This is a genomic window from Leptotrichia sp. HSP-342 (assembly GCF_041199995.1).
Lineage (GTDB): Bacteria > Fusobacteriota > Fusobacteriia > Fusobacteriales > Leptotrichiaceae > Leptotrichia > Leptotrichia mesophila.
The window spans coordinates 359,716-382,876 of record NZ_CP165646.1; the positions used below are offsets into that span (position 1 = coordinate 359,716).

22 protein-coding genes and 1 other RNA gene are annotated in these 23,161 nt (G+C 29.2%); 18 read left to right on the forward strand and 5 right to left on the reverse strand.

From position 1 onward, the window contains the following. The first annotated feature begins 120 nt into the window (after positions 1–120). From sfsA to pflA, 5 genes are all read left to right on the forward strand, one after another. On the forward strand, positions 121–861 hold the full coding sequence (sfsA, locus tag AB8B23_RS01765) for a DNA/RNA nuclease SfsA (protein ID WP_369713155.1): 741 nt from the start codon (positions 121–123) through the stop codon (positions 859–861). A gap of 775 nt (positions 862–1,636) precedes the next feature. Then, on the forward strand, positions 1,637–3,070 hold the full coding sequence (locus tag AB8B23_RS01770; RefSeq protein WP_021745325.1) for a hypothetical protein: 1,434 nt from the start codon (positions 1,637–1,639) through the stop codon (positions 3,068–3,070). Positions 3,071–3,282: 212 nt separating this feature from the next. Then, positions 3,283–5,514, forward strand: coding sequence for a formate C-acetyltransferase (gene pflB / locus AB8B23_RS01775; protein ID WP_369713156.1), 2,232 nt, complete (start codon positions 3,283–3,285; stop codon positions 5,512–5,514). A 275-nt stretch (positions 5,515–5,789) separates the two neighbouring features. Further along, positions 5,790–5,915 (forward strand): hypothetical protein, encoded by a 126-nt coding sequence (locus AB8B23_RS01780; protein WP_369713157.1) that lies wholly within the window; start codon positions 5,790–5,792, stop codon positions 5,913–5,915. Between the two features lie 127 nt (positions 5,916–6,042). Beyond that, a complete protein-coding gene (pflA, locus tag AB8B23_RS01785) occupies positions 6,043–6,777 on the forward strand; it encodes a pyruvate formate-lyase-activating protein (protein WP_039901658.1) in 735 nt (244 codons plus the stop codon). 143 nt (positions 6,778–6,920) lie between these two features. Here pflA and AB8B23_RS01790 read toward each other — a convergent pair whose 3' ends face one another. The 4 genes from AB8B23_RS01790 to AB8B23_RS01805 form a co-directional block, all read right to left on the reverse strand. Continuing rightward, positions 6,921–7,712 carry a DUF1045 domain-containing protein gene (locus AB8B23_RS01790; protein ID WP_021745328.1) on the reverse strand — a complete coding sequence of 264 codons (792 nt, stop codon included), beginning with the start codon at positions 7,710–7,712 and terminating at the stop codon, positions 6,921–6,923. 112 nt (positions 7,713–7,824) lie between these two features. Beyond that, the gene (locus AB8B23_RS01795; RefSeq protein WP_369713158.1) at positions 7,825–8,133 is read right to left on the reverse strand and encodes a thioredoxin family protein; all 309 of its coding nucleotides are present in this window, start codon (positions 8,131–8,133) and stop codon (positions 7,825–7,827) included. Between the two features lie 16 nt (positions 8,134–8,149). Further along, on the reverse strand, positions 8,150–8,803 hold the full coding sequence (locus AB8B23_RS01800; protein WP_369713159.1) for a 2'-5' RNA ligase family protein: 654 nt from the start codon (positions 8,801–8,803) through the stop codon (positions 8,150–8,152). A 122-nt stretch (positions 8,804–8,925) separates the two neighbouring features. Then, positions 8,926–9,633: a type 1 glutamine amidotransferase gene (locus tag AB8B23_RS01805; RefSeq protein WP_369713161.1), complete on the reverse strand. Its 708-nt coding sequence runs from the start codon at positions 9,631–9,633 to the stop codon at positions 8,926–8,928. A gap of 177 nt (positions 9,634–9,810) precedes the next feature. Here AB8B23_RS01805 and AB8B23_RS01810 point away from each other — a divergent pair, with 177 nt between their 5' ends. From AB8B23_RS01810 to AB8B23_RS01860, 11 genes are all read left to right on the forward strand, one after another. Further along, on the forward strand, positions 9,811–11,301 hold the full coding sequence (locus tag AB8B23_RS01810) for a nucleotidyltransferase family protein (RefSeq protein WP_369713162.1): 1,491 nt from the start codon (positions 9,811–9,813) through the stop codon (positions 11,299–11,301). Positions 11,302–11,462: 161 nt separating this feature from the next. Beyond that, positions 11,463–12,416: an alpha/beta hydrolase gene (locus AB8B23_RS01815; protein ID WP_314113417.1), complete on the forward strand. Its 954-nt coding sequence runs from the start codon at positions 11,463–11,465 to the stop codon at positions 12,414–12,416. 381 nt (positions 12,417–12,797) lie between these two features. Beyond that, on the forward strand, positions 12,798–14,126 hold the full coding sequence (locus AB8B23_RS01820; RefSeq protein ID WP_369713163.1) for an MFS transporter: 1,329 nt from the start codon (positions 12,798–12,800) through the stop codon (positions 14,124–14,126). 45 nt (positions 14,127–14,171) lie between these two features. Beyond that, positions 14,172–14,990 (forward strand): transketolase, encoded by an 819-nt coding sequence (locus AB8B23_RS01825; RefSeq protein WP_369713164.1) that lies wholly within the window; start codon positions 14,172–14,174, stop codon positions 14,988–14,990. A gap of 193 nt (positions 14,991–15,183) precedes the next feature. Beyond that, entirely contained in the window at positions 15,184–16,110 is a 927-nt protein-coding gene (locus AB8B23_RS01830; RefSeq protein WP_369713165.1) for a transketolase family protein, read from the forward strand. A gap of 41 nt (positions 16,111–16,151) precedes the next feature. Then, positions 16,152–16,500: RNase P RNA component class A (gene rnpB / locus AB8B23_RS01835), an RNA gene on the forward strand. Positions 16,501–16,879: 379 nt separating this feature from the next. After that, positions 16,880–17,566 (forward strand): DUF2628 domain-containing protein, encoded by a 687-nt coding sequence (locus tag AB8B23_RS01840; protein ID WP_369713166.1) that lies wholly within the window; start codon positions 16,880–16,882, stop codon positions 17,564–17,566. Between the two features lie 187 nt (positions 17,567–17,753). After that, positions 17,754–18,437 (forward strand): response regulator transcription factor, encoded by a 684-nt coding sequence (locus AB8B23_RS01845; protein WP_369713167.1) that lies wholly within the window; start codon positions 17,754–17,756, stop codon positions 18,435–18,437. Continuing rightward, positions 18,424–19,788 (forward strand): sensor histidine kinase, encoded by a 1,365-nt coding sequence (locus tag AB8B23_RS01850; RefSeq protein WP_369713168.1) that lies wholly within the window; start codon positions 18,424–18,426, stop codon positions 19,786–19,788. The genes AB8B23_RS01845 and AB8B23_RS01850 overlap by 14 nt, the downstream gene beginning before the upstream one ends. Beyond that, on the forward strand, positions 19,785–20,396 hold the full coding sequence (locus AB8B23_RS01855; protein WP_369713169.1) for a PepSY domain-containing protein: 612 nt from the start codon (positions 19,785–19,787) through the stop codon (positions 20,394–20,396). Before AB8B23_RS01850 ends, AB8B23_RS01855 begins: the two co-directional genes overlap by 4 nt. A gap of 244 nt (positions 20,397–20,640) precedes the next feature. Continuing rightward, positions 20,641–21,156, forward strand: coding sequence for a hypothetical protein (locus AB8B23_RS01860; protein ID WP_039901620.1), 516 nt, complete (start codon positions 20,641–20,643; stop codon positions 21,154–21,156). A gap of 110 nt (positions 21,157–21,266) precedes the next feature. Here the strand turns inward: AB8B23_RS01860 and AB8B23_RS01865 are convergent, their stop codons facing one another. Further along, on the reverse strand, positions 21,267–21,563 hold the full coding sequence (locus AB8B23_RS01865) for a hypothetical protein (protein ID WP_369713170.1): 297 nt from the start codon (positions 21,561–21,563) through the stop codon (positions 21,267–21,269). 313 nt (positions 21,564–21,876) lie between these two features. Between AB8B23_RS01865 and AB8B23_RS01870 the strand changes: the two genes are divergently transcribed. Together AB8B23_RS01870 and AB8B23_RS01875 are read left to right on the forward strand one after the other, a co-directional pair. Next, complete coding sequence (locus AB8B23_RS01870; protein WP_369713171.1) at positions 21,877–22,290, forward strand: flagellar biosynthesis protein FliQ; 414 nt, start codon at positions 21,877–21,879, stop codon at positions 22,288–22,290. Beyond that, a complete protein-coding gene (locus AB8B23_RS01875) occupies positions 22,277–23,107 on the forward strand; it encodes an amino acid decarboxylase (RefSeq protein ID WP_369713172.1) in 831 nt (276 codons plus the stop codon). The genes AB8B23_RS01870 and AB8B23_RS01875 overlap by 14 nt, the downstream gene beginning before the upstream one ends. The last annotated feature ends 54 nt before the right edge of the window (positions 23,108–23,161 follow it).

The following is a 23,161-nucleotide window of genomic DNA, read 5'->3' on the forward strand; positions in this document are numbered from 1 at the left end:
TTTAAATTATCATTTATTATATCACATATTTTTTACTTTATTAATAGTCATAAAATTTTCTTGTTTATTTATTTTAAATATGATATTCTAAAATCATAACTACTTAAAGAGGAAAGACAAATGAAAAAAAATAAAATTCTTTATACAATAAATTACGATAAAATCGTAAATTTCAAAGAAAGGGTTACTCGATTTACAGTCAGATTTGAATTTAAAAGCAACTGTAAAAATGAAGATTATTCTGGGGAAGAATTTGCACATTTGCATGATACGGGCAGACTGACGGAATTATTGATTGATGGGGCTGAATTGCTTATAAAAAAGGCTAATAATGAGAATCGAAAAACTAGATGGGATGTAATCGCAGTAAAGGTTCATGGAGAAATTATACTTATTAATACAGCTTTTCATCGCTACATTACAGAATCTATATTTAACAATGCACAAATTTCCCCATTTGGAAAGCCTTTGTATATAAAGCCTGAAATTAAGCATAATAATAGTAAACTCGATTTTTACCTGGAAACTGAAAAAGATAAAATTTATGTTGAGGTAAAAGGCTGTACTTTGGTAAATGGAAAAACTGCTCAATTTCCTGGCTCTCCTTCCGCGCGTGCCTTAAAACATCTGAAGGAACTGATAGAACTTAAAAAAGAGGGATTTAGAACAGCTGTTTTTATTTTAATTTTTAGAAAATCAGAAATTTTTGCACCTGAACATATTATTGACAGGGACTTTTCAGAAACTTTTTATGAAGCGATAAAAAATGGAGTGAAAATTTATCCAATGCTTTTGGAATATAAAGAAGATGGAAAGGTGTATTTTGTGAAAAATATAGAGATAGCTGAAAAGATGTTTTAGAGATATTCTTGATACTAATAAATTAAATAGTAACAGGAGTTAAGAAAAGTTATTTTGGATTTAAGTATGCATGGAATGATATAAATTTAAATCCAAGATTTAAGGTAATTTTTTAGAAATAGAATTTTAAGTTTTGTAAATAAAGATATTTTTAGAAGGGAGAGAACAGAAAACGTTTTCTCCCTTTATTTTATAGTAAAACCCATTCAAAACAGAACTATCTTATCAAATAAAACAGAAGTAACTGCTTCCTCAAGCATATTAAAATTATGAGCTATGTTTTTTAATTTCTTCTTAAGCTTTATCTATCCATACAATGTGTTGGAACTTATGTTGAATTGAAATAACATTTTTATTTTTCAGTTTTCATAATAAAAATTTAAAATTCTTTTTCTATAAAATCTTTTTTATATGCCGTAATATTATTATACCGTATTTTTAGGTCGTTTTTGTATGAGTTTTACTATATTTTCACATTGAAACACTTCTTAAAGACATTTTCTTCAAAAAAATCGATATTACTTTAGTTAAAAAAATCTAGTTTTACCTATAAAAATCATAATAAGTCAAGACATTTTATATTATATACAATTTTTGATTTAATTTTAAATTAATTTTCTATAATTGTTAGAAACTCAGTATTTATGGGATATTTTTGTTAATTCAGAAAATCAGAAATGTAATCTAAAAAAATAAACTCATAATTGTTATTATGAAAACGCTTGTAATAATCACTATTACAGGGCAAATAATAATTATGGGGTGAAAATGGGTAGTGAAAATTGATTTTAATGAAAGTGATTTATTACGTGAAATATTGAATTTTAAAATTATTGACAGAAGATATATTGAAGAGAAATATAGCTTTAAAAACTTGGACTACACGCTTGATAACTTAAATAATTTTTTGCTAGAGAATGATAACAGCATAATACATAAGGATAAAAATCACTTCTTCTATTTTGGAAAATATAATGAAGACATATTTAAGATAGAAGATAGAGAAATAAATACAAAAATGACATTCAGAAGAGAACTTATAACACTAATTTTACTCTTTGGAAATGAAAAACTGAATATTTACAAGTTCAACAAAAACATAAGAAGAATTCAAGAAAACAACAGGAATATACAAAATGATCTAAGACAGGTGCTGAAGATATTTGGGATAAATTATTCTGAATATGAAAAATCAAGAAGTATAGAAAGATTGTTTGAAGAAAGAGGATACGATTTTAAAAGGTTAAAGGAAAACTATTTAAAAGAAATACTTTCCAGAAGAATTGAAAAGAATCATTTAGGAAAAAGTACATATCAGGAAAATCTTTATTTTAAAATTATTGAAGAAATATTAGAAGTAAAAAATATAAGATATATAAAAAAGATAATTTTTTCATACATTGAAAAATTTACAGGTATAGTTTCAGTAAATGAAAAATATGTAATGCTCACTTATTTTCTTTTGAACATACAGAATAGAGAAATAAAAAGTAGATACAATGTAAAGAGAAGTATTGAAAATGAAGAATTTTTCATAATGATGGATAAAATTTTTAAAAAGGAGAAAATAAAAGAAAATTCCAAATTTGTAACAATGTTTTATAAAAAACTGCACAAAAATAGAAAAAATGTGGATGACCTGATAAATACAATAAATGCTCAACTATTGCTTGAAAAGAATACAAAACCTACAGGATTAGAAAAACTCAAGTTGGAAAAATTTAAACAGGAAGGCAGAGTAAAAGTTTACGATATTGCTGAAACATCTGTAAATTTTGAAGATGAAAATCTTTTTGGAAAACAGATTGTAAAAAGATATGTTCATGTGGATAAAGTTCCAAAAATTCCAACATTGATACTATTTGACTTGGAAGAGAATGAAATTATGAAGGTATTTGGAAAAATCAGAAAAATATTTAATTTTGTGAAAATAGTGAAAGTGGAGCATCTAAAGAATTTTAAAAAGTTTCTTCCAAAAGGAAGCAGACGCTATGAACAAATTTTACTGATTTCTAGTTCAAAATTTATAAATGTAATAAAAAATTTTTCAGATACTCCAATATATCATTTTGAAGTGGAAAAAGAAAGAGGAGCCTTGAAGAGCAGAGCAAATTTTTTAGTACAGATGATATACATGAGGACAGCAATGATAAAGTATCTGGAATTTAAGCAGGAACGTAAAATTTTTTCTAAAAAAATAAGAAAATAAGCATAAATTATAAATAATATTAGAAAATTATAATTTTCAAGATTGCTTTTAAAGCAATTTTTTTTAATAGAAATTTTCATAAAAAAATTTTAAAAAAATATTTGCTTTTAAAAATTTTTTGGGGTATAATTACCGTAGAGTGAAGATAATATTATAATAATTACAAAATTATGGTAAATATAATATAAATTGAAAGGATGTGTTTTTAAATAATGGACGCATGGAGAGGATTTAAAGAAGGAAATTGGAAAGACAACATCGATGTTACAGAATTTATCAGATTAAATTATACTGAGTATTTAGGAGATGACAGCTTTTTAGAAGGGCCAACAGAAGCTACTACTGAATTGTGGAAAAGCCTTTCAGAAAAATTCAAGGTAGAAAGAGAAAAAGGTATTTATGACGCTGAAACTAAAATACCTTCACAAATTGACGCTTATGGAGCAGGGTATATTAATAAAGATTTGGAAAAGATAGTAGGATTACAAACTGATGCACCTTTAAAAAGAGCGATTTTTCCAAATGGTGGATTGAGAATGGTAAAAAACAGTTTGGAAGCATTTGGATATGAACTAGATCCTCAAACTGAAGAAATTTTTACTAAATATAGAAAAACTCATAATGATGGAGTTTTCTCAGCATATACTGATCAAATCAGAAAAGCAAGAAAAACAGGAATTATAACTGGACTTCCAGATGCTTACGGACGTGGAAGAATTATTGGAGATTATAGAAGAGTTGCACTTTACGGAGTAGACAGATTAATTGCTGACAGACAAAATCAATTGAAAAATATGGATCCAGCTGAAATGACAGAAGATGTAATAAGACTTAGAGAAGAAGTTTTTGAACAAATTAAAGCATTGCATGCTTTAAAGAGAATGGCTGAATCTTATGGCTTTGACATTTCTGGACCAGCTACTAACGGTAAAGAAGCAGTACAATGGCTATATTTTGCATACTTAGCCGCTACAAAAGATCAAAATGGAGCTGCAATGAGTATTGGAAGAACTTCTACATTCTTAGACATTTTCTTGGAAAGAGATTTGCAAGAAGGTACTTTGACTGAAAAAGAAGCTCAGGAAATAATGGATCACTTTGTTATGAAATTAAGAATAATCAGATTCTTAAGAACACCAGAATATGATGCATTATTCTCAGGAGATCCAGTTTGGGTAACTGAATCAATCGGTGGTATTGGAGAAGATGGAAGATCATTAGTTACTAAAAACTCATTCAGAATTTTACATACATTGTACAACATGGGAACTTCGCCTGAACCAAACCTAACAGTTCTATGGAGCGAACAATTACCTGAAACTTGGAAAAAATTCTGTGCAAAAGTATCAATTGATACATCATCAGTACAATATGAAAATGATGACATTATGAGACCACAATTTGGTAATGACTATGGAATTGCATGTTGTGTATCTCCAATGACTATCGGACACCAAATGCAATTCTTTGGAGCAAGAGTAAACTTGCCAAAAGCATTATTATATGCAATTAATGGTGGAAAAGATGAAAAATTAAAAATACAAGTAACTCCAGAAGGGCAATTTGAGCCAATTAAGAGCGAATATCTTGAATTTGATGAAGTATGGGAAAAACTGGATAAAGTATTAGACTGGTTAGCTTCAACTTATGTTAAATCATTAAACATTATTCACTATATGCATGATAAATATTCTTATGAAGCATTAGAAATGGCATTGCATGATGTTCATATTAGAAGAACAGAAGCATTTGGAATTGCAGGATTATCAATTATTGCAGATTCATTGGCAGCTATTAAATACGGTAAAGTAAAAGTTGTAAGAGATGAAGAAGGGGATGCAGTTGACTATATCAATGAAAAAGACTATGTTCCATTTGGAAATAATGACGATGCTACAGATCAGTTTGCAGTAGACATTACAAGAAGATTTATGAATAAATTAAGAACTCATAAAATGTATAGAGATGCCACTCCTACACAATCTGTATTGACAATTACTTCAAATGTTGTATATGGTAAGAAAACAGGAAATACTCCTGATGGAAGAAGAGCTGGAGCACCATTTGGGCCAGGAGCAAATCCTATGCATGGAAGAGATACAAGAGGAGCTGTTGCTTCACTTGCCTCAGTAGCTAAAATTCCGTTTGAAGATGCAAACGATGGAATTTCTTACACATTTGCAATTACACCAGAAACATTAGGTAAAAATTCAAATGAAAAACAAACTAACCTAGTTGGATTAATGGATGGATACTTCAATCAAACAGGACATCACTTGAATGTAAACGTATTCGGAAGAGAATTGTTAGAAGATGCAATGGAACATCCTGAAAATTATCCTCAATTAACAATCAGAGTTTCTGGATATGCAGTAAACTTTGTTAAATTGACTAAAGAACAACAATTAGATGTAATTAACAGAACAATATCAAATAAAATGTAATTTAAAATTGATAAAAAGTCTGAAAATTAACCGATAATTTTCAACTAATATGAGAAATGTCGCATAGTTTCATAAAATATGAGTTATGCGGCATTCTTTTCTATTATATGATAATTTAAACTAAACTCTGTTTAATACCAAAACCCATTTAAATAACGAATTTATTATACATTTTTCTAATAAAGGATATAAATTTAGTATTTTCAAATAATTTTAGATATAATTTTCGTTTTTTAAATAGAATCTGGCTCGAAAATCTGTCGGAGCATTTTTCTGTGCTGGCAAAACTGTTTGAGCATAGCGAGTTTTTTGTCAGTGCAGAAAAATGTCGTAGACTAGCCATAGGTTATAGGATTTGCGGCAATGAGCAATCCTACGAACATAAGAAAAAAGTTGAATAGTTATGAATTAGCTATTGGAGAACCCTGTTATAAAAATTTATTCTCATTTTTAAACGAGGTTTAGTATAAAATAAAGTTTAAGTTATCGAATAATTTATTGAATAAAAAAGAAAGAGAGAAAACTAATATGAAAGTAAAAGGGTACATACATTCATTCGAATCATTTGGGACTAAGGATGGGCCTGGAATTAGATTTGTGCTGTTCTTGCAAGGATGCCCTCTTAGATGTCTGTACTGTCATAATGTGGATACTTGGGAAATTAAGGACAATAAGATGATTATGACGGCTCAGGAAGTTATGAATGAAATTTTAAAAGTAAAGGGATTTATAAAAACTGGTGGGGTTACTGTATCTGGCGGTGAGCCTTTGATGCAGCCTGAATTTTTGATGGAGCTGTTTAAGCTTTGTCGTGAAAATGGGATTCAAACGGCACTTGATACATCCGGGTATATTTTCTCTGATAAGGCAAAACAGGTGCTTGAGCTTGTTGATATGGTTCTGCTTGATATTAAGCACATAAATCCTGAAAAATATAAAATATTGACTTCAGTGGAGCTTGATAATACATTAAAATTTGCAAAATATTTGAATGAGATTAATAAGCCGACTTGGTTAAGATATGTGTTAGTTCCTGGATATTCTGATGATGAAAATGATTTGCATGAGTGGGCAAAGTTTACTTCCCAGTTAAAAAATGTGGAAAGAGTGGATGTTTTGCCATTTCACCAAATGGGGCAGTATAAGTGGGAAAAAGTTGGGAAAGAATATAAATTAAAGGATACGCCAACACCAACGAGAGAATTAGTTGAAAAAGCTGAAGAAATTTTTAGATCTTATGGGTTGAAATTATTGGATAAATAAAATAAAGGGAATTAGTTCTAGTTTTTGGTTAAAATTTAGAAATGACTCCCTTTTGATTTATTTCAATTATATTTTCATGCGACTCTTTTATTAGGCAACTTACATTAAATTTTATTTAAAAAAGGAGTTTGAGCATATTTCAATTAGCTAATTAAACTTTGTGAATAAATTATCTCTTTTATCTGTCCTAAGTTATTTGCCTTGCCAATTCCTATACTAATTGCTTTAGTTTTGAAGGGGGTAAAATTGTAATTTAAGATAAATGAATTTATTTTGGATGAATTTTCCTGAGTGAGCAAGGTTATATGCGGATCAAAGTTCATAAATACATCTGGAGAGCCATATAAATTGAACAATTTTTCTTTTTCAGGAAAGTACCTTACCCACTCAGGAGTTTCTATGTCTTTCTTACGGTACTTAGTTAGGTTGACTGTAATTTCATCTGCAAGCTGCTGAATATTTTGATTATTTTTGGCATAAACTGCAAGCGTTTTTCTTTCTGTTTTTTCTAACTTGTAAAATTCCATATCAAAAGATTTTGTCTGGTTTGCAATTTTTTCGACAGTTTCCTTGATTTTATATAGAGAATTTTTTTCATATTTTGTAAGATATAATGTCACATGTATAACATATCCTTGTGTATAAAGGTTTTCAATTTGATTTTCCTCTAATTTCTTTGAAATATTTTTAATATTTTTAGTTGCACTATTATCCATAATTATGAAAACGTTATAATTTTCATTTGTACTGGAATCGGAACTAAAAAAATTAAATAAAATCGCTCCTCCAATAATAATGAAGAATATTTCTGCATCACTAAAACTTTGATCTGAAGCAGAAACGTTAGAATTGTCATTAGAAGTACTGTAATCTGCATTGGAAAAAATATTAAAACAAAATAGTATAAAAGCTAAAAAAAATATTTTTTTTATCATAATAAAGCCTCCTAGAATTTCTATTTTAGATTACTTTTATTTATTATCATTATACCTTAAAAAAATCTAAAAACAATGTTTAATAAATATTTTAGTTAGCTTTGATTATTTTTTATATAATCTGTTCAATTCTATAATTTAATTCGCCAAAATCAATAATTTTAGCTTGTCTGTGTATCTCTCTGCCTTCATAAAATAGAATAACTACTGGGACTGAAAATAGACTTAATTGCCCAACAGCTTCAGGAATTTCAGATGCTTTGATATAATAAGCGGGGAAATTTTGTTCATTAACAATTTTCTCAACTTTTGGCATATCAACCTGACAAACGCTGCAATTATTCATTGAAACGTATAATAAAAAATATTCTTCTTCTTTTATTTTATTAAGTATTTGTTCATAATTTTCAAGTTTTTTCATAGAATTTTTTCCTTTTTTATTTTTTAAATTTTACCGAATAAATTATATTTTTTGCTTGCCCCAAATCGTCAACTTGAGCGATTCCTATACCAATGACTTTAGATTTGAAAGGTTTAAAATCATATTTTGAAGTAAATGCATCTATTTTTGCTGAATCCTCTGGAGTAAGTAAAGTTATGTGCGGATCAAAACTTGTAAATACGTTTGGAGAGCCGTACAAATTAAAGGATTTTACTTTTTCAGGAATAGATTTTGCCCAGTCGGGAACTTTTGCGTCCTTTGCACGATATTTGTTTAAGCTAACTGTTATTTCGTCTGCAAGCTGTTGTATAGCTTCATTGTTTTGAGCATCAAGCATAAACCAGTTTCCGCCAGTTTTTCTTAATCTGTAAAACTCTATATCAAAAGACTTTGTCTGATTTGCAATCTTATTGACAGTATCTTTTATTGTTTTTAGTGCTTCAGGATTATATTCTGTAAGATAAAGTGTCAGATGAACTGCATATCCTTTGGAATAAAGGCTTTCGATTCCTGCATCTTTAAGCCCTTTTGAAATGTTCTCCACATTTTTAGTTGCATTGTTATCCATAATTACAAAAACATTATAATTTACATTGGAAAAAACGTTGATACAAAACATTAAAAAAATCGAAAAAAATAATTTTTTCATAATAAAACCTCCTAAATTTTTTGTTTCAAATTACTTTTACTACAATTATACCTTAAAATATTTTAAAAACAAGATTTAAACAATATTTTAGTCTAAATTTGACTGATTTCAATACGTTTATTTTATTTTTTTGTAAGTTTATATAAAAATTCATAAAGAAGATTATTCATTTCATCGTAGCTATTGCTACGTATAGTTTGAGGAGATTGAACAAAAGGTAAAGTTTGGCTATCCTGCTCAAGAGTTTTATCTGAATCTATTAACAATTCAGTTAGAGCTTTTGTAAATTCGAGATGACATTGAAAGCCATAATGTTTTTCACTATATTTTATAATCTGTCGTGGACACCCTTTACTTGCTGCCAAGACTTTTGCAGTATCTGTTAATCCTGGCATATCGCTATGCCAATGCCCTACAGTAGCTTGTTTTTCAAAATGTTTTATGTTGTCATCTTCCAGTCCATCTTTTGTTAGTTCAATTGGAAAATTTCCTATTTCACGGAAAGGGCTTTTTTCTGTTTTGCCACCAAATGCTTCTCCTAGCAATTGAGCACCAAGACATACTCCGACTACAAATTTATCTGCCTTTACAGCTTTTCTGATTAATTCAATTTCAGCTTTTGCATCAAAATATGGAAATTCGTTGTTATCTCCAATAGGACTCTGCGGTCCGCCCATCACAATTAAAAAATCAAATGAATCTGCATTTTCAGGTAACTTTTCATATTGATATACTTTTGTTGTGGAAATATCGTGTCCAGAAAGTGCTGCCCAAGCAAGATAAGCTCCTGGCGCTTCAAATGCTTCGTGTAATATAAAGTGTATTTTCATTGGTGTTCTCCTTTAGTTTTTGAGTTTATTATATAATTTTCCATAAGATATTTCAATAGAGTAATTTTAAAGTGTAAATTTAAAGAAATTTTATAATAAAATTGAAAAAACTTATAAAAATCATCTTGATATATGGTATAATACTTGTAATGTGAGAAAAGTTTTTAGGAGAGAAAATTGTTAAAAATAGGAATTGTAGCTGAATATAATCCATTTCACAACGGACATTTGTATCAAATCAGGAAAATTAAAGAGATATTTGGTGAAGATGTCTTGATTGTGGTAGTGATAAGTGGAGATTTTGTTCAACGGGGAGAAATTTCGTTTTTGGATAAGTGGGAGAAAACACAGGTTAGCTTAGGATGCGGAGTTGATTTGGTTGTGGAGTTGCCACTTTATTATTCGATTCAGAATGCTGAGATTTTTTCAAGAATGGCAACAAAAATTTTGGATTATTTGGGAATAGATATTCAGGTTTTTGGAGCGGAAGAGGAAAATATTGAGATTTTGCAAAAGGTGCTTGAACTGCAGAAAAGGCAGGATTATAAGGACAAGCTTATGGAATATATGAAAAAAGGCAACAGTTACAGCACTTCTCAAAGACTGGCATTAAAGGAATATAATTTAGATGGAATTGTGAAGTCAAATAATATTTTGGCTCTGGAATATATGCGTGAGATAGAAAATAGCAATCTTAAAATAAAACCGTATATTATAAAAAGAGAAATTTCAGAATATAATGAAGAGAACGTTTCTGAGGATAGGGAAGAGTTTGCTAGTGCTTCGTTTTTGAGAAATGAGCTGGAAAAGATTTTGGATAAATTTTCTGAAGAAAAATTTGATTTTGAAAAAATAAAAAATTCTATTATTGAAAAAAAATGTAGTTTTTTAAAAAATAGAGGAGTAGAAAATTCAAAAGAAATTGAAAAAAAAAATTATAATTTTGAGAAAAAGCAAAATATTAGGGAAAAAATAGATTTAGAAAGTTTGAAAAATGTAAAAACAGAAGAAAGAATCTTTTGGAAACTAGAAGAGATTCAGAAATTTTTACCAGAAAAATCATTTGACATTATTTTTAAAAATTTGGAATGGAAGATAAATAACAGATTTAGTGGAGATAAAATAAAGGAAGAAATCTTTAAAATTGTGAAATATAAGATTTTGACAGAAAAAAAAGAAAAAATAATGGAAATATATGATATAACTGAAGAAATTTATGCTAGAATATACGGAACAATGTTGAATTCGCAAAAATATATAGAATTTTTGAAAAATACAAAATCTAGAAATTTATCGAATAAACGTGTAGAACGGATTATTTTGAATATTTTACTAAATATAAAAGCTGATATGATGGATTTTGAAATAAATTATGTAAGAATTTTAGGTTTTAATAAAAAGGGTCAGGAATATTTGAAAAAGATTCGTGAAAATAATAAAATTGAAAACTTTGATACGGAAAATGATTTTCAGAAAAAAGATGTCTTTGTAAATTGGAAGGATATTGAAAAATTTAGAAATTTTGATAAAAATAATCAAAATTTAGAAAATTTTGAGATTCAAGAAAACTTTTTGGAAAAAATACAAGTTGAAAAGAATGGATTTCTGATAAAGGAATTAATTTTAGGCAAAAAAGAGAAGTTAAATCCGATTGTTTGTTTAGATTGAATTGTTTTAACAAATAAAATATAAAAAATTATAAAAGTGAATAACCATAATTTTTGTATAACGAAGATTTAATACAGTTTGTTAGAAAGAAAACTGAAATTAAAAAAATTGTATTAATGAATTTTATAAATAAATAAAAAGAATAGGAGAGGATTATAGGAATGGGATTGTTAATAACAATTAATGTGCTGTTTATGATATTTTTCTTTGTGATAGCATATATGTCGATACGGTATTTTATTAATCAGATTGAAAAATATCCGAGAGTTACATTTGAAGAGGTGTATAACAGTAAAAAATTGAGACAGAAGTATAATATTGAGGATAATAAGGCAAATCCTTATGATTATGGGTATAATTTTAAGGAAATTGAGTATAAGTCAGGGAAAATACAGCTTTATGGATGGCTTATTGAGAATAAGGAAGCTACAAAAACGATGATTATTTCGCATGGTCGTGGTGTAAATAGGCTCGCTTCGTTACAATATTTGGAAATGTTTAAAAATATTGGACTTGACAAGGAGTATAATTTTTTTATTCCAGATTTGAGAAACTCTGGAAAGTCTGATGTGGCTAAAACTAAGATGGGGTACTGCTTTGGACAGGATATTTTTCATACAATGGAAATGCTGAATGAAAGATTTGGAAAGAACAATTTTACACTTTACGGGTTTTCACAAGGAGGAATGGGTTCTGCGATTGCTTCTAAAATGTACGTGAAGGCACTTAGAAAAAAAGGGATTGTGATTGATAAGCTGATTTTGGACAGTTCGATTTCGAATATAAGAAAGAGAATTAAGGAAGATGCAAAAAAACGTCGTGTTCCAAAATTTATTGTAAGTGTTATTGTAAGAATTTTTAATTTAAGAGTTGGAAGCCATCTTGATAAGCTTAGATTATCGTATTTGCTAAAAAGAATACCTACTTTGATAATTCAGTCTAAAAATGACAAGGCTACAACTTATGGAATGCTTATGGAAGAATATAACGAACTTGCACAGAATGAAAATATCAAGCTAAAAGTTTTTGAAAAAGGTTCACACACAAGAATTTATGCTGATCCTGAATGTAAAGATGAATATGTTGAGGCAGTAAAAGAGTTTTTAACAAATTAAAGTTATAAAAAAAATGTTTCTAAATAATTAAAATGTATTTTATAAATCGACGGAGCTTTTATTTGTTCAACTACGATTGTCTGACGACTGGAAGGAGGAGTTTCGGAGTTGGATAAATAAAATTCGAAGTCTAGTCATAGGTATTGCGTAGCAATCTTGCAACAATTTTAATTATCAGGATAAACTTTTACTGCAAGATAAGGATTTGCGGTAATGAGCAATCCTGCGAAAAATAAACAAAATAATTTAATATTGGAAATTAGAAATTATGTTAAATATAAGAAGTTCTAATTTAGCATATAATTCAAAATTTATTAAATAATTGATATTTAAATGGAGAATAATATAAACAATATAAAAAACAGAAAGGTAGAAAATTTAATGAGTTCAAGATTAACGAAAAAAAGTTACATAATTTACGGGCTTGGGGTTTCATATTTTATGATTGACCAGATTTATAATCAATGGCTGTCGTATTACTATTTACCGCCCGAAACGGAGAAAAATTTAGTTCCGCTGTTAAAGCCGCAATATTTAGTTCTAGCGTTTATTTTTGCGAGGATTATTGATGCAATATCAGATCCTGTTGTAGGATTTTTATCTGATAATTCAAAATCACGGTTTGGAAAAAGATCAATATTTATGCTAGTTGGAGGATTACCGCTTGGGATTCTTACGGTTATGTATTTTTATCCAATTAAAAGTTCGCAGATGACAACACTTATTTATTTATCGGTCGTTGGAGGACTGTATTTTACGGCATATACTTTAGTCGCAGCACCGTATAACGCTCTAATTCCAGATTTGGCTTCAAATAAGGAAGAAAGGCTTAACCTTTCTACAATGCAGTCAACTTTTAGGCTCATATTTACTGGGGTTGCGATGGTTCTGCCGGGTATTTTGATTTCAAAATTGGGGGTAGTAAATGGAGTGCTGAATACAGAAGTTGGAATACGTAAAACAGTAATTTTGATTACAATATTGTCAGTTTTAGGGATTTATGCGTGTATATTTTTCCTAAAGGAAAAGCAGCTTACACAAAATCGTCCTAAGACTGAATCGCTTGGGTTTATGAAATCAATTTCACATTTGAAGGATAAGGAAATTATTTTGTATTTTTTAGGATACTTCTTTTTCTTTTGCGGATTTAACATACTTCGTGGAGATTTGACATATTATTTGAGCGCTGTAATGCAAAAGGATATTAAATATTTGACTGTGATATCAGTTGTGCTATTTGGAATGGCGGGGCTATTTTTTCCAATTACAAACAAGTTTGGGAAAAAGTATTCGTATAAGAAAATATTGATTGTGGATATGCTGCTTTTAATAATCGGTACTTTTGGTCTATTGTTTATTAATAAAAATAATTCAATTTTTGCATATTTACTTTTTGTAATTTGTGGAACAGGATTAAGTGGTGCAGCGTTTATTTTCCCACAGGCAATGCTTAGTGAAATTTCTGCAAAACTGTCAGAAACTAAAAAAGTAAGTTTGGAAGGCTTTATGTTTGGAATACAGGGAATGTTTCTAAAATTGGCATTTCTAGTGCAGCAAGTTGTTCAGTCAACTTTACTTGTTGTTGGAAATCAGAATGTTCAGAATGGCGTGAAAGGTGCAACTGAAGTTGGAGTTAAAGTGACACTTGTCGTAGCATTAGCGCTGTTTGGCGTTTCGCTGTTTTTCTATAATCTGAAAAAAGAGGATTAATTTTAGTTAATTATTGATATTTATAAATAAAAAATGGAGGTTTTTATGAAAATTGAAGATTTGCAAAAAAAGGCAAAAACATTGAGAAAAGATATTATTGAAATGATTTACAGGGCAAAATCAGGACATCCAGGAGGTTCACTTTCGATTGCTGATATTTTAGCTGTGCTTTACTGGAAAGAAATGAACATTGACCCAAAAAATCCAAAAATGGAAAACAGGGATAGATTGGTTCTTAGTAAAGGGCATGCTGCTCCTGCACTGTATGCGGCTTTGATAGAAAAAGGATTTTTAGGGGATGAAGGGAAAAATCTTATTCCAACACTTAGAAAATGGCATTCTCCGCTTCAAGGGCATCCTGACATGAAAAAACTGGCTGGAGTTGAAATGTCAACAGGTTCTTTGGGACAAGGACTGTCTGCAGCAAACGGAATGGCTTTGAGTGCAAAAATTTACAATAATGATTATAGAGTTTACGCAATTCTAGGAGATGGAGAATTGCAGGAAGGTCAAGTTTGGGAAGCGGCTATGACAGCAGCACATTACAAGCTTGACAATTTAGTTGCGATAGTTGACTATAATAACTTGCAAATTGATGGAAAAGTTTCGGATGTAATGGATGTCGCTCCAGTTGGGGAAAAGTTCAAGGCTTTCAAATGGAATGTAATCGAGATTGACGGACACAATTATGAAGAAATCATAAATGCTCTTGACACAGCAAGAACAGTAAAAGGACAGCCAACAGTAATAGTTGCAAACACTGTAAAAGGAAAAGGTGTTTCATTCATGGAAAATAACGCTGGATTCCACGGGGCTGCTCCAAATGATGAAGAATACAAGAAGGCAATGGAAGAATTGAGCTAAGATTGAAATTACTAGGCTTGCTCGGAAACTATACGTATTTAAGATTTGATAAAATAAAGGTTCTGAAGCAAGGGATCTTGACCCCTTGTGTAAATAAAAGAACTCATGTTATCGAGCAGGTCTACTGTGTAAACAGGAATTATAAACTTTTAGAAAAGACCAAATATCAATATAAAAATAGGAGAATATGAGAATGGAAAAAAAATCAACTAGAGTGGCTTATGGAGAAGCGTTAGTCAAATTGGGAAAAGTAAATAAAGATGTGGTAGTGCTGGAAGCAGACTTGTCAAAATCAACAATGACTGCGTATTTTAAAAAAGAGTTTCCAGAAAGACATATAAATGTGGGGATTGCAGAGGCTGATATGATTGGAACGGCGGCAGGAATCGCAACGACTGGGAAAATACCGTTTGCCTCAACTTTTGCACATTTTGCCGCGGGACGTGCTTTTGATCAGATTAGAAACTCGGTGGCATATCCACAATTGAATGTTAAAATTTGTCCAACTCACGCAGGGGTTTCGTTGGGAGAAGATGGAGGTTCACACCAGTCAGTTGAGGATGTGGCTTTAATGCGTGCAATTCCAGGAATGGTAGTGCTATCGCCAGCAGATGCAGTAGAAACGGAAAAAATGGTCTTTGCGGCGGCTGAATACAAGGGGCCTGTGTACGTAAGGATTGGAAGACTGAATATTCCAGTATTATTTGATGAAAATTATAAATTTGAAATAGGGAAAGCTGCAACTTTGAGGGAAGGAAACGATGTGGCAATTTTAGCGACTGGCCTTATGGTTTCAGAAGCTCTTGAGGCGGCGAAATTACTGGAAGAAAAAGAGGTAAAAACAAGAGTGATTAATGTTTCTACGATAAAACCGTTAGATACAGAAACAGTTTTGAAAGCAGCGAAAGAATGTAAATTTATTGTAACAAGTGAAGAACATTCGGTAATTGGAGGACTTGGAAGTGCAGTTTCAGAATACTTGTCAGAAGTTCATCCTGCAAAAGTTGTAAAACATGGAATACAGGATGTTTTTGGGCAAAGTGCAGATGGAGAAACTATGCTTACAAATTACGGGCTTAGAGCGAAGGATATTGCAGAAATTGTTTTGAAAAATCTATAAATCAAATTGACAAAAATAGATAAAAAATGATACTATAAATTCAGGTTTTGGAGTTAATCGCTTGAAAATTTATTTTTAAGAGGAAAGTCTGGACTTTGCAGGGCAAGGGAGGCAGCTAACGGCTGCTGGAAGAAATTCTAAGGAAAGTGCCACAGAAAAGAAACCGCCTGTCTTTTTCAGGTAAGGGTGAAAAGGTAGTGTAAGAGACTACCAGTAATTTAAGAGATTAAATTAGCTAGGTAAACCCCTCCTAAAGCAAGAGCAAGCAGAAAGTTATTAAGAGGCGGCCCGTCTTGACTTGATTGGTAGCTCGCTAAAATCCATAAGCAATTATTGATTTAGATAAATGATTAACAAATACAGAATCCGGCTTATACCAAGGCCTACTTAGACTCAGAAATTTTTCTGAGTTTTTCTTTTTTATAAAATATATGCTATTCTTTATTTAAATAGTAAATACTTAATAATTTTTGAATTACATAATCTATTAGCAAAGAATTAAAATTTCTTATTTTTAACATAATCTGTATTTTCTAATAAGATTTATTATTAAATTATTTTATTTAACGACAGTTTTTACTATATTTTTTACAGGACTGCTCATTGTTGCAAATCCTTATCTCACAATAAATGTATATTTTGATAATTAAAATTGTAGTAATTTACTACAAATTTAAAAAATACGAAAACTCTCATTTTACTTTAATGTTTAGATAATATCATATTTTTGAAAATAAAATATATAAAAAATAAAAGGAGATGATTACTCATGAAACAGATGAATGGGAAAAGAGCAATTTTAGAAAATGGAATTTTAAGAAAAGAAGTGAAATTTGGATTTTCAAAAGCGGCATTTTTTCTAGGATTTATATATCCTTTAATTAAAGGAGATTATATGATTGCTGGAATTGCTTTCATTATAATTGGTACGGCTGGGCTGATATTTTTCCCATTGATGTTTATTTTATCGGCTATATTTGGTCTTAAATATAATGAAATGCATGTCAAAAAACTTATTAAACAGGGATGGTATCCGTTTACAGAAGAAGATGCACAGGTTTTGAGAATGAATGGAATTTTATTTAATGATACAAATAATTCTTTTAGAAGTAATGGAGAAAGAGTGATGAAAGAAGCTGAACATTGTGAAACACAACAATCAGGAAAAACTGAAGCTATCGAATTTAAGGAAACTAAGAATAATGGTGATTTTCGTGATATGAATAACAATAGTATTGACAATGTAAATACTAACACTTCTTATAATAATCCTGAAATAAATTATAAAAACCGCACAACTCAGAAATTTGTGGCAAGATTAATCGGTGGCGGACTTGTTTCGCTTGTTTTAGGAGTTTTCACGGCAAATATTGTTTTAATTCTTTTAGGAGCTGGACTGACAGGCGGAGGAGCATTTTTAGCTGCAAAAAATAAGGATAAAATAAAATGGAAATAAGAAAATATTTTATAAAAAGAATTTTTTTTCTTTCTCTATTTTTGTCGGTATTTATGAGGTATAATAGAAGTGAATTGTTCGTAGAAAGTAATCAAAAGTGTGAAAAAATAACGAAAATAGAACAATTACAATTATTTTGTGAAAAGAATCAATGTACACTAATGGAAACGGAAGAGAGTGAAAGATAATGAGATTACTAGTTGTAGAAGATGAAAAGAAATTAAATGACCTTATTACAAAAAAGCTGGAAAAGGAATATTATGGCGTTGACAGCTGTTTTGATGGAGAAGAAGCAGTCAGATACGTGGAAGGAACTGAATATGATGCAATAATTCTAGATATTATGCTTCCAAAACTTGATGGATTTGAAGTGATTAAAAGAATAAGGGCAAAGAAAAATAAAGTTCCGATATTACTTTTAACAGCAAGAGACAATATAGATGATAAAGTTAAAGGACTAGATTACGGTGCAGATGACTATCTTGTGAAACCTTTTATCTTTGAAGAACTTATGGCTCGTATTCGTGTACTTTTAAGACGTAATTCTGGAAATGTCGACAATGTAATTACAATAGCCAATCTTAAAGTCGATCTTGATGCCAAGACAGTTTTTAGAGATGATTTATTAATAAAACTGTCAGGTAGAGAATATTCAATTTTGGAATATCTGATACGAAATAAAGGAAAAATTTTATCAAGAGAAAGAATAGAAGACCATATATGGAATTATGACTATGAAGGTGGAACTAACGTAATAGATGTATATATCAGATATTTGAGAAAAAAGATTGATGACAGCTATACTCCAAAACTTATTCACACAGTTCGTGGACTTGGTTATGTATTGAGGGTTGATAATGAGAATGAATAAATTTTCTATAAAATCTAAAATAGCTTTCTGGTACATTGGTCTTATGATAAGCCTTATAATCATATTTCTTACAACAATAATCTATATCAGTGAAAACCTTATACGGGCAAACGCTTACAAAAATTTAAAAAGTTCCGTAATTTCAGCATTCGATGAAATTGAAGTTTATGATGGTGAACTTACGATTGACAATGATTTTATTATTTTTAATAATAATGTTCATTTGTCGGTTTATGATGATGAAACAGGATTTATTTATGGGGATATTCCATTGGATTTTGAATATGATGAAACTTTTTCCGATAAAAATGATGTAAGAATTATAAAACATAAAAATAAAAAATGGTATATTTTTGACAGCAAAAAGAATTTTTCAGGCTATGGTATTATTCATATTCGTGGAATTGCTCCTGCAACAGAAGTGGAAAATATTATTGAAACAATTGTTTTAATTTCTCTGATTGTATTACCATTTTTCTTGTTATTTTCAGCAATAAGCGGATACTTTATAACAAAGAAGGCATTTAAGCCAATAGAAAAAATAAGGGAAGCAGCAGAAAAAATAAATGAGGGAAACGATTTGACACAAAGAATTAATATTGGAGAAGGAAATGATGAAATTTACACTTTAGCAAATACATTTGATACAATGTTTGACAGACTACAAAACTCCTTTGAAAGAGAAGCACAGTTTACATCTGATGTTTCACACGAATTACGTACACCAGTAGCAATTATTATTTCTGAATGTGAATATGGACTTGAAAATCTAAATTCAATAGAAAATGCAAAAAATACAATTTCTTCTGTGCTTGATGAAACTAAAAAGATGTCAAAATTAATCTCACAGCTTTTAACTTTATCAAGAATGGACAGAGGAAATCAGAAACTTAATTTTGATAAAATAAATATAAGTGAAATGACACATCTTATTGCTGACAGCCAGCAACATAGTGCAGACAGTAAAAATATAAAAATTCATTCTGAAATAGAGGACAATATTTTTATTATTGGCGATGAGACGATGATTATGAGAGTCTTTGTAAATTTAATTTCAAATGCAATAAACTATGGTCGTGAAAACGGTAATATATGGATAAAATTAACACAGGATAAAAATTTTGCAATCTGTAAAATTATTGATGATGGAATTGGTATTGAAAAAGAAAATATACCTAAAATATGGGGACGATTTTATCAGGTGGAAAGTTCCAGAACAACAGAAAATCTAGGACTTGGTTTATCAATGGTAAAATGGATTATAGAGGCACACAAAGGAGAAATTGCTATAGAAAGTGAAATTGGAAAAGGAAGCTCGTTTATATTTAGGCTGAAAAAGGAGGAAAAATGAAAAATAATTTTTTAAAAATATTACTTATTGCATTTTTTATTATAGTAACAGGATCTTTTGCAAATGGAAATTCAGCTAAAAAGGCTAAAACTGTAAGGGTTTTTAATGTCGATGTAAAAATTTCGATTGAACAGGCAAAACAACTTGCATTGAATCACTCAAAAGTGGCAAAAAATATGGCAAAAATGACTAAAATTCGTTTGGATAAAGAAAATAGAAAATTCATTTATGAAATAGAATTTTATACAGAACGGAAAAAATACAAATATAACATTGACGCAAATACAGGAAAAGTTCTGAGTTACAGCCAAAAAGACCGAGTATCGGCTTCAACGACAATAAGAGATGATGGTAAAATCATTAATACAAATGGCAATAATACAGAAATAAGAAAAACACCAAAATATATTGGAATGGAAAAAGCAAAAGAAATAGCAGTTGCACGGATTACTGGTGCGAAAAAAATCAATGTTACAAATATTCAACTGGATAATGAAAAAGGAAAAATGATTTATGAAGGAAGAATAGTATATAAAAATACAGAATACAAATTCGATATTGATGCTATAACAGGTGAAGTAATAAACTGGGAAGTAAATGAGAATTAGTAAAGTAAAATATCCTCTAAAGTTTAATAATAGACTAAAGAGGATATTTTTTTGAGATTTCATTTGTGAAAATTTCTTTTCTATTATATAATATACTCAAACCTATTTTAAATTAAACTGCTAAAATTTATAAATTTAAGGTTTGAGTAAAATAGTCATAACTTTTGAGTTTGGTTTTAAATAAGTTTTACTATACATTTGAATAACTTTTCATTCTATCTTGTATTATATGAAAGGAAATAAAATGAAAAAAATAATTATTATACTAGCACTTATATTTTCTAGTTTAAGTTTTTCTAAACAGGCTGAAAGAATTATGTGCTATATTCCTAAAGAATTAAAAACAAACAGTAAAGCAAGATTAATTTATGAAGATACAGAAAAATATAAAGATGAGGAAATACCGCCTGAAGTTGCAAATCCTGAAATCGTTAAAGCATTAAAGGAAAGAAGGCTTGTCGTATTTCAAATGAGGTGTAAATATGATGGTGATATGTACCGTTATATAACAGCTTCAGACTATGCAGTTGAATATCTTACAAAACAGACGATAAATAAAGAAGAAGGAGACTATTATTTACTGGAACTTCCGACAAATAAAGCGCTCGCTTTTCAGGATATGTTATTTATTGGAGATTTTATAGATAACTCAATCAGCACAAATGATGAACTTTTTCAAATTCTCTATCTGATAAATGTTCAGTTTCTGGAAATAAGACAGCAGGAACTGGAAGAGGAAGGGTTGAAAGTAGTTTACTAAATTTTCTCAATTTTTTCATTTTTGCAGGGATTATTCATTTTTTATATCCCTGCATCTAATCTGATTTATAGCTATTTAACAAAAAATCACAATCAAATTAATGACTGTGATTATATTTTCAAATTTTTTACATTTTCTATGTATTTAAATCCTATTTGTTTTAAGATTCTCATATCTGTTTTATATAATCTTAAATTTCTATCTTCATAAAATCTAAAAACAATATCTTCAAATCTTGTATTTTCTATGTATTTATTTTCAAAAAAGAAAGGAAGCGAGGCTTCTTTCAACTTGTAATAATTTATAAAAACCAGTTTCTCTAATGCTTTTTCCTCATTTTCGACAATCATTCCACGCTTTTTAAAAAGTTCTAACTGTTCCGTAATTTCTAGATACTCCTTACTCATAGTTGCTCCTATAATAAATAAAAGCCCTACACCAACTATAAAAAGTTTGTAGGGGGTTTGATATGTTTAATTCTATCCTATTTTTATATAATTGTCAATAAAATATTAAAAAAATCGAAATCATATTACAAATTTTATTATAAAAAAAAATAAAATGACCGACAATACGTATTTACTGTTTTCACTCGTATTCCTTGCAATATAATTTTATCTCTTTGAAAAAAAGTAAAAATTCTCATTTTATTTTAATCTATATTACATATCATAAAATTGAAAAATGACTAATTAATTAGTATTTGAATAAGGAGGAAAAATGAAAAAAATATTTTTTGGAAGCCTGTATTTTATTCATCTGCTCTGTTTTAATATTCTGGTACTATTTTTTCTGGCTGTATTAGAAGTATCAGTTTTAAGTAATTTGAAAATGATTGGAGGTATATACTCGTACAATCTTATATTAATTTTGCTTAATATATTTTTATCATATTTTTATGCAAAAGCAGGAATAGGAAAAAAGGCTTTGATAATTTTAACAATAATTGGTGTAATATTAAAAATACTAATATTTTTAATATCGTATAAATATTTAGTTTCATCAGCAGGAGATGAAGAATTTTTACCAACTTATTATGCTTATTTTGCCATAGGTTTATTGGATGTAATATTTCTTGTGGGGTTTGGTGTAAATTTATTGATAGGAAGGAGAAAACAGCATGATAAAAATTAAAAAATTGACAGGATTTATGATTTTTCTACTTTTTGGAATAATATTTATTTCCTGTGGAAAACCTTCAAAAAAAGACATAATAGACAAGGGATATATATTAGAAGTAGGTGTATCCAATGAGATTGACAGGGAATTTGCCGAAAAAATAGAGCATTCTCCCACTTATACTATTTTCAAAGCGACTGAATATAAGGACAATGATATTATGGTGCAGAATCTCAAAAATGGAACAGTTAAAGCGATCCTTTCGCCTATGCTGTCGTTAGGAAATTCTGATTACGGCTATTATCCTGTCTATGTGGATAACAAAAATTATGAAACTGTATATCTCATATACAGAAAGGATACTCCCGATTTTTTGAAAAACAGCTTTGAAAAAGGGGATAGCTTTATGTTAAATAATATGGAAAAATATTCTAAAGAAAAATATAAAGAAAGATTTTCATTTTTTAGTAATATTGAAGATTTTGAGAAAAAAATAATGGCTAATGAATGGGCTCTTGTAAATATTGCAGGGCTTGAACTTAAAAACAGTAAAATTTCAATAAAACTTGATAAAGGAAATGTTTTTATAACAGGAAAAAATGGGAAAAAATATTTGGGAAAATATTCCCTGAAAAATCACAGGATTTCTTTTGAAATAGATAATTTGAACATTCTGCTGAAAAAAGAAAGTGAACTGAGCGACAGTGATAAAGATTTTTTATATGATTTAAGCAATGCCGATGTAATAACGCTTATGGATAATGAGCAAACTCTTTATATTGGAGTTCCTGAGAGTAATCTTATATTTAAAAAAGTATCAAAAAATAAATAGAAAATAAAAAACTCTAATGTTCTTTTAATCTAAAAAATATACAGTATAATTAAA

What these genes read in the sequence shown, in the direction of transcription:
- sfsA (WP_369713155.1), top strand. Translation starts at nt 121, where the DNA reads ATGAAAAAAAATAAAATTCTTTATACAATAAATTACGATAAAATCGTA.
- pflB (WP_369713156.1), top strand. Translation starts at nt 3,283, where the DNA reads ATGGACGCATGGAGAGGATTTAAAGAAGGAAATTGGAAAGACAACATC.
- pflA (WP_039901658.1), top strand. Translation starts at nt 6,043, where the DNA reads ATGAAAGTAAAAGGGTACATACATTCATTCGAATCATTTGGGACTAAG.
- AB8B23_RS01790 (WP_021745328.1), bottom strand. Translation starts at nt 7,712, where the DNA reads ATGATAAAAAAAATATTTTTTTTAGCTTTTATACTATTTTGTTTTAAT.
- AB8B23_RS01795 (WP_369713158.1), bottom strand. Translation starts at nt 8,133, where the DNA reads ATGAAAAAACTTGAAAATTATGAACAAATACTTAATAAAATAAAAGAA.
- AB8B23_RS01800 (WP_369713159.1), bottom strand. Translation starts at nt 8,803, where the DNA reads ATGAAAAAATTATTTTTTTCGATTTTTTTAATGTTTTGTATCAACGTT.
- AB8B23_RS01805 (WP_369713161.1), bottom strand. Translation starts at nt 9,633, where the DNA reads ATGAAAATACACTTTATATTACACGAAGCATTTGAAGCGCCAGGAGCT.
- AB8B23_RS01815 (WP_314113417.1), top strand. Translation starts at nt 11,463, where the DNA reads ATGGGATTGTTAATAACAATTAATGTGCTGTTTATGATATTTTTCTTT.
- AB8B23_RS01820 (WP_369713163.1), top strand. Translation starts at nt 12,798, where the DNA reads ATGAGTTCAAGATTAACGAAAAAAAGTTACATAATTTACGGGCTTGGG.
- AB8B23_RS01825 (WP_369713164.1), top strand. Translation starts at nt 14,172, where the DNA reads ATGAAAATTGAAGATTTGCAAAAAAAGGCAAAAACATTGAGAAAAGAT.
- AB8B23_RS01830 (WP_369713165.1), top strand. Translation starts at nt 15,184, where the DNA reads ATGGAAAAAAAATCAACTAGAGTGGCTTATGGAGAAGCGTTAGTCAAA.
- AB8B23_RS01840 (WP_369713166.1), top strand. Translation starts at nt 16,880, where the DNA reads ATGAAACAGATGAATGGGAAAAGAGCAATTTTAGAAAATGGAATTTTA.
- AB8B23_RS01845 (WP_369713167.1), top strand. Translation starts at nt 17,754, where the DNA reads ATGAGATTACTAGTTGTAGAAGATGAAAAGAAATTAAATGACCTTATT.
- AB8B23_RS01850 (WP_369713168.1), top strand. Translation starts at nt 18,424, where the DNA reads ATGAGAATGAATAAATTTTCTATAAAATCTAAAATAGCTTTCTGGTAC.
- AB8B23_RS01855 (WP_369713169.1), top strand. Translation starts at nt 19,785, where the DNA reads ATGAAAAATAATTTTTTAAAAATATTACTTATTGCATTTTTTATTATA.
- AB8B23_RS01860 (WP_039901620.1), top strand. Translation starts at nt 20,641, where the DNA reads ATGAAAAAAATAATTATTATACTAGCACTTATATTTTCTAGTTTAAGT.
- AB8B23_RS01865 (WP_369713170.1), bottom strand. Translation starts at nt 21,563, where the DNA reads ATGAGTAAGGAGTATCTAGAAATTACGGAACAGTTAGAACTTTTTAAA.
- AB8B23_RS01870 (WP_369713171.1), top strand. Translation starts at nt 21,877, where the DNA reads ATGAAAAAAATATTTTTTGGAAGCCTGTATTTTATTCATCTGCTCTGT.
- AB8B23_RS01875 (WP_369713172.1), top strand. Translation starts at nt 22,277, where the DNA reads ATGATAAAAATTAAAAAATTGACAGGATTTATGATTTTTCTACTTTTT.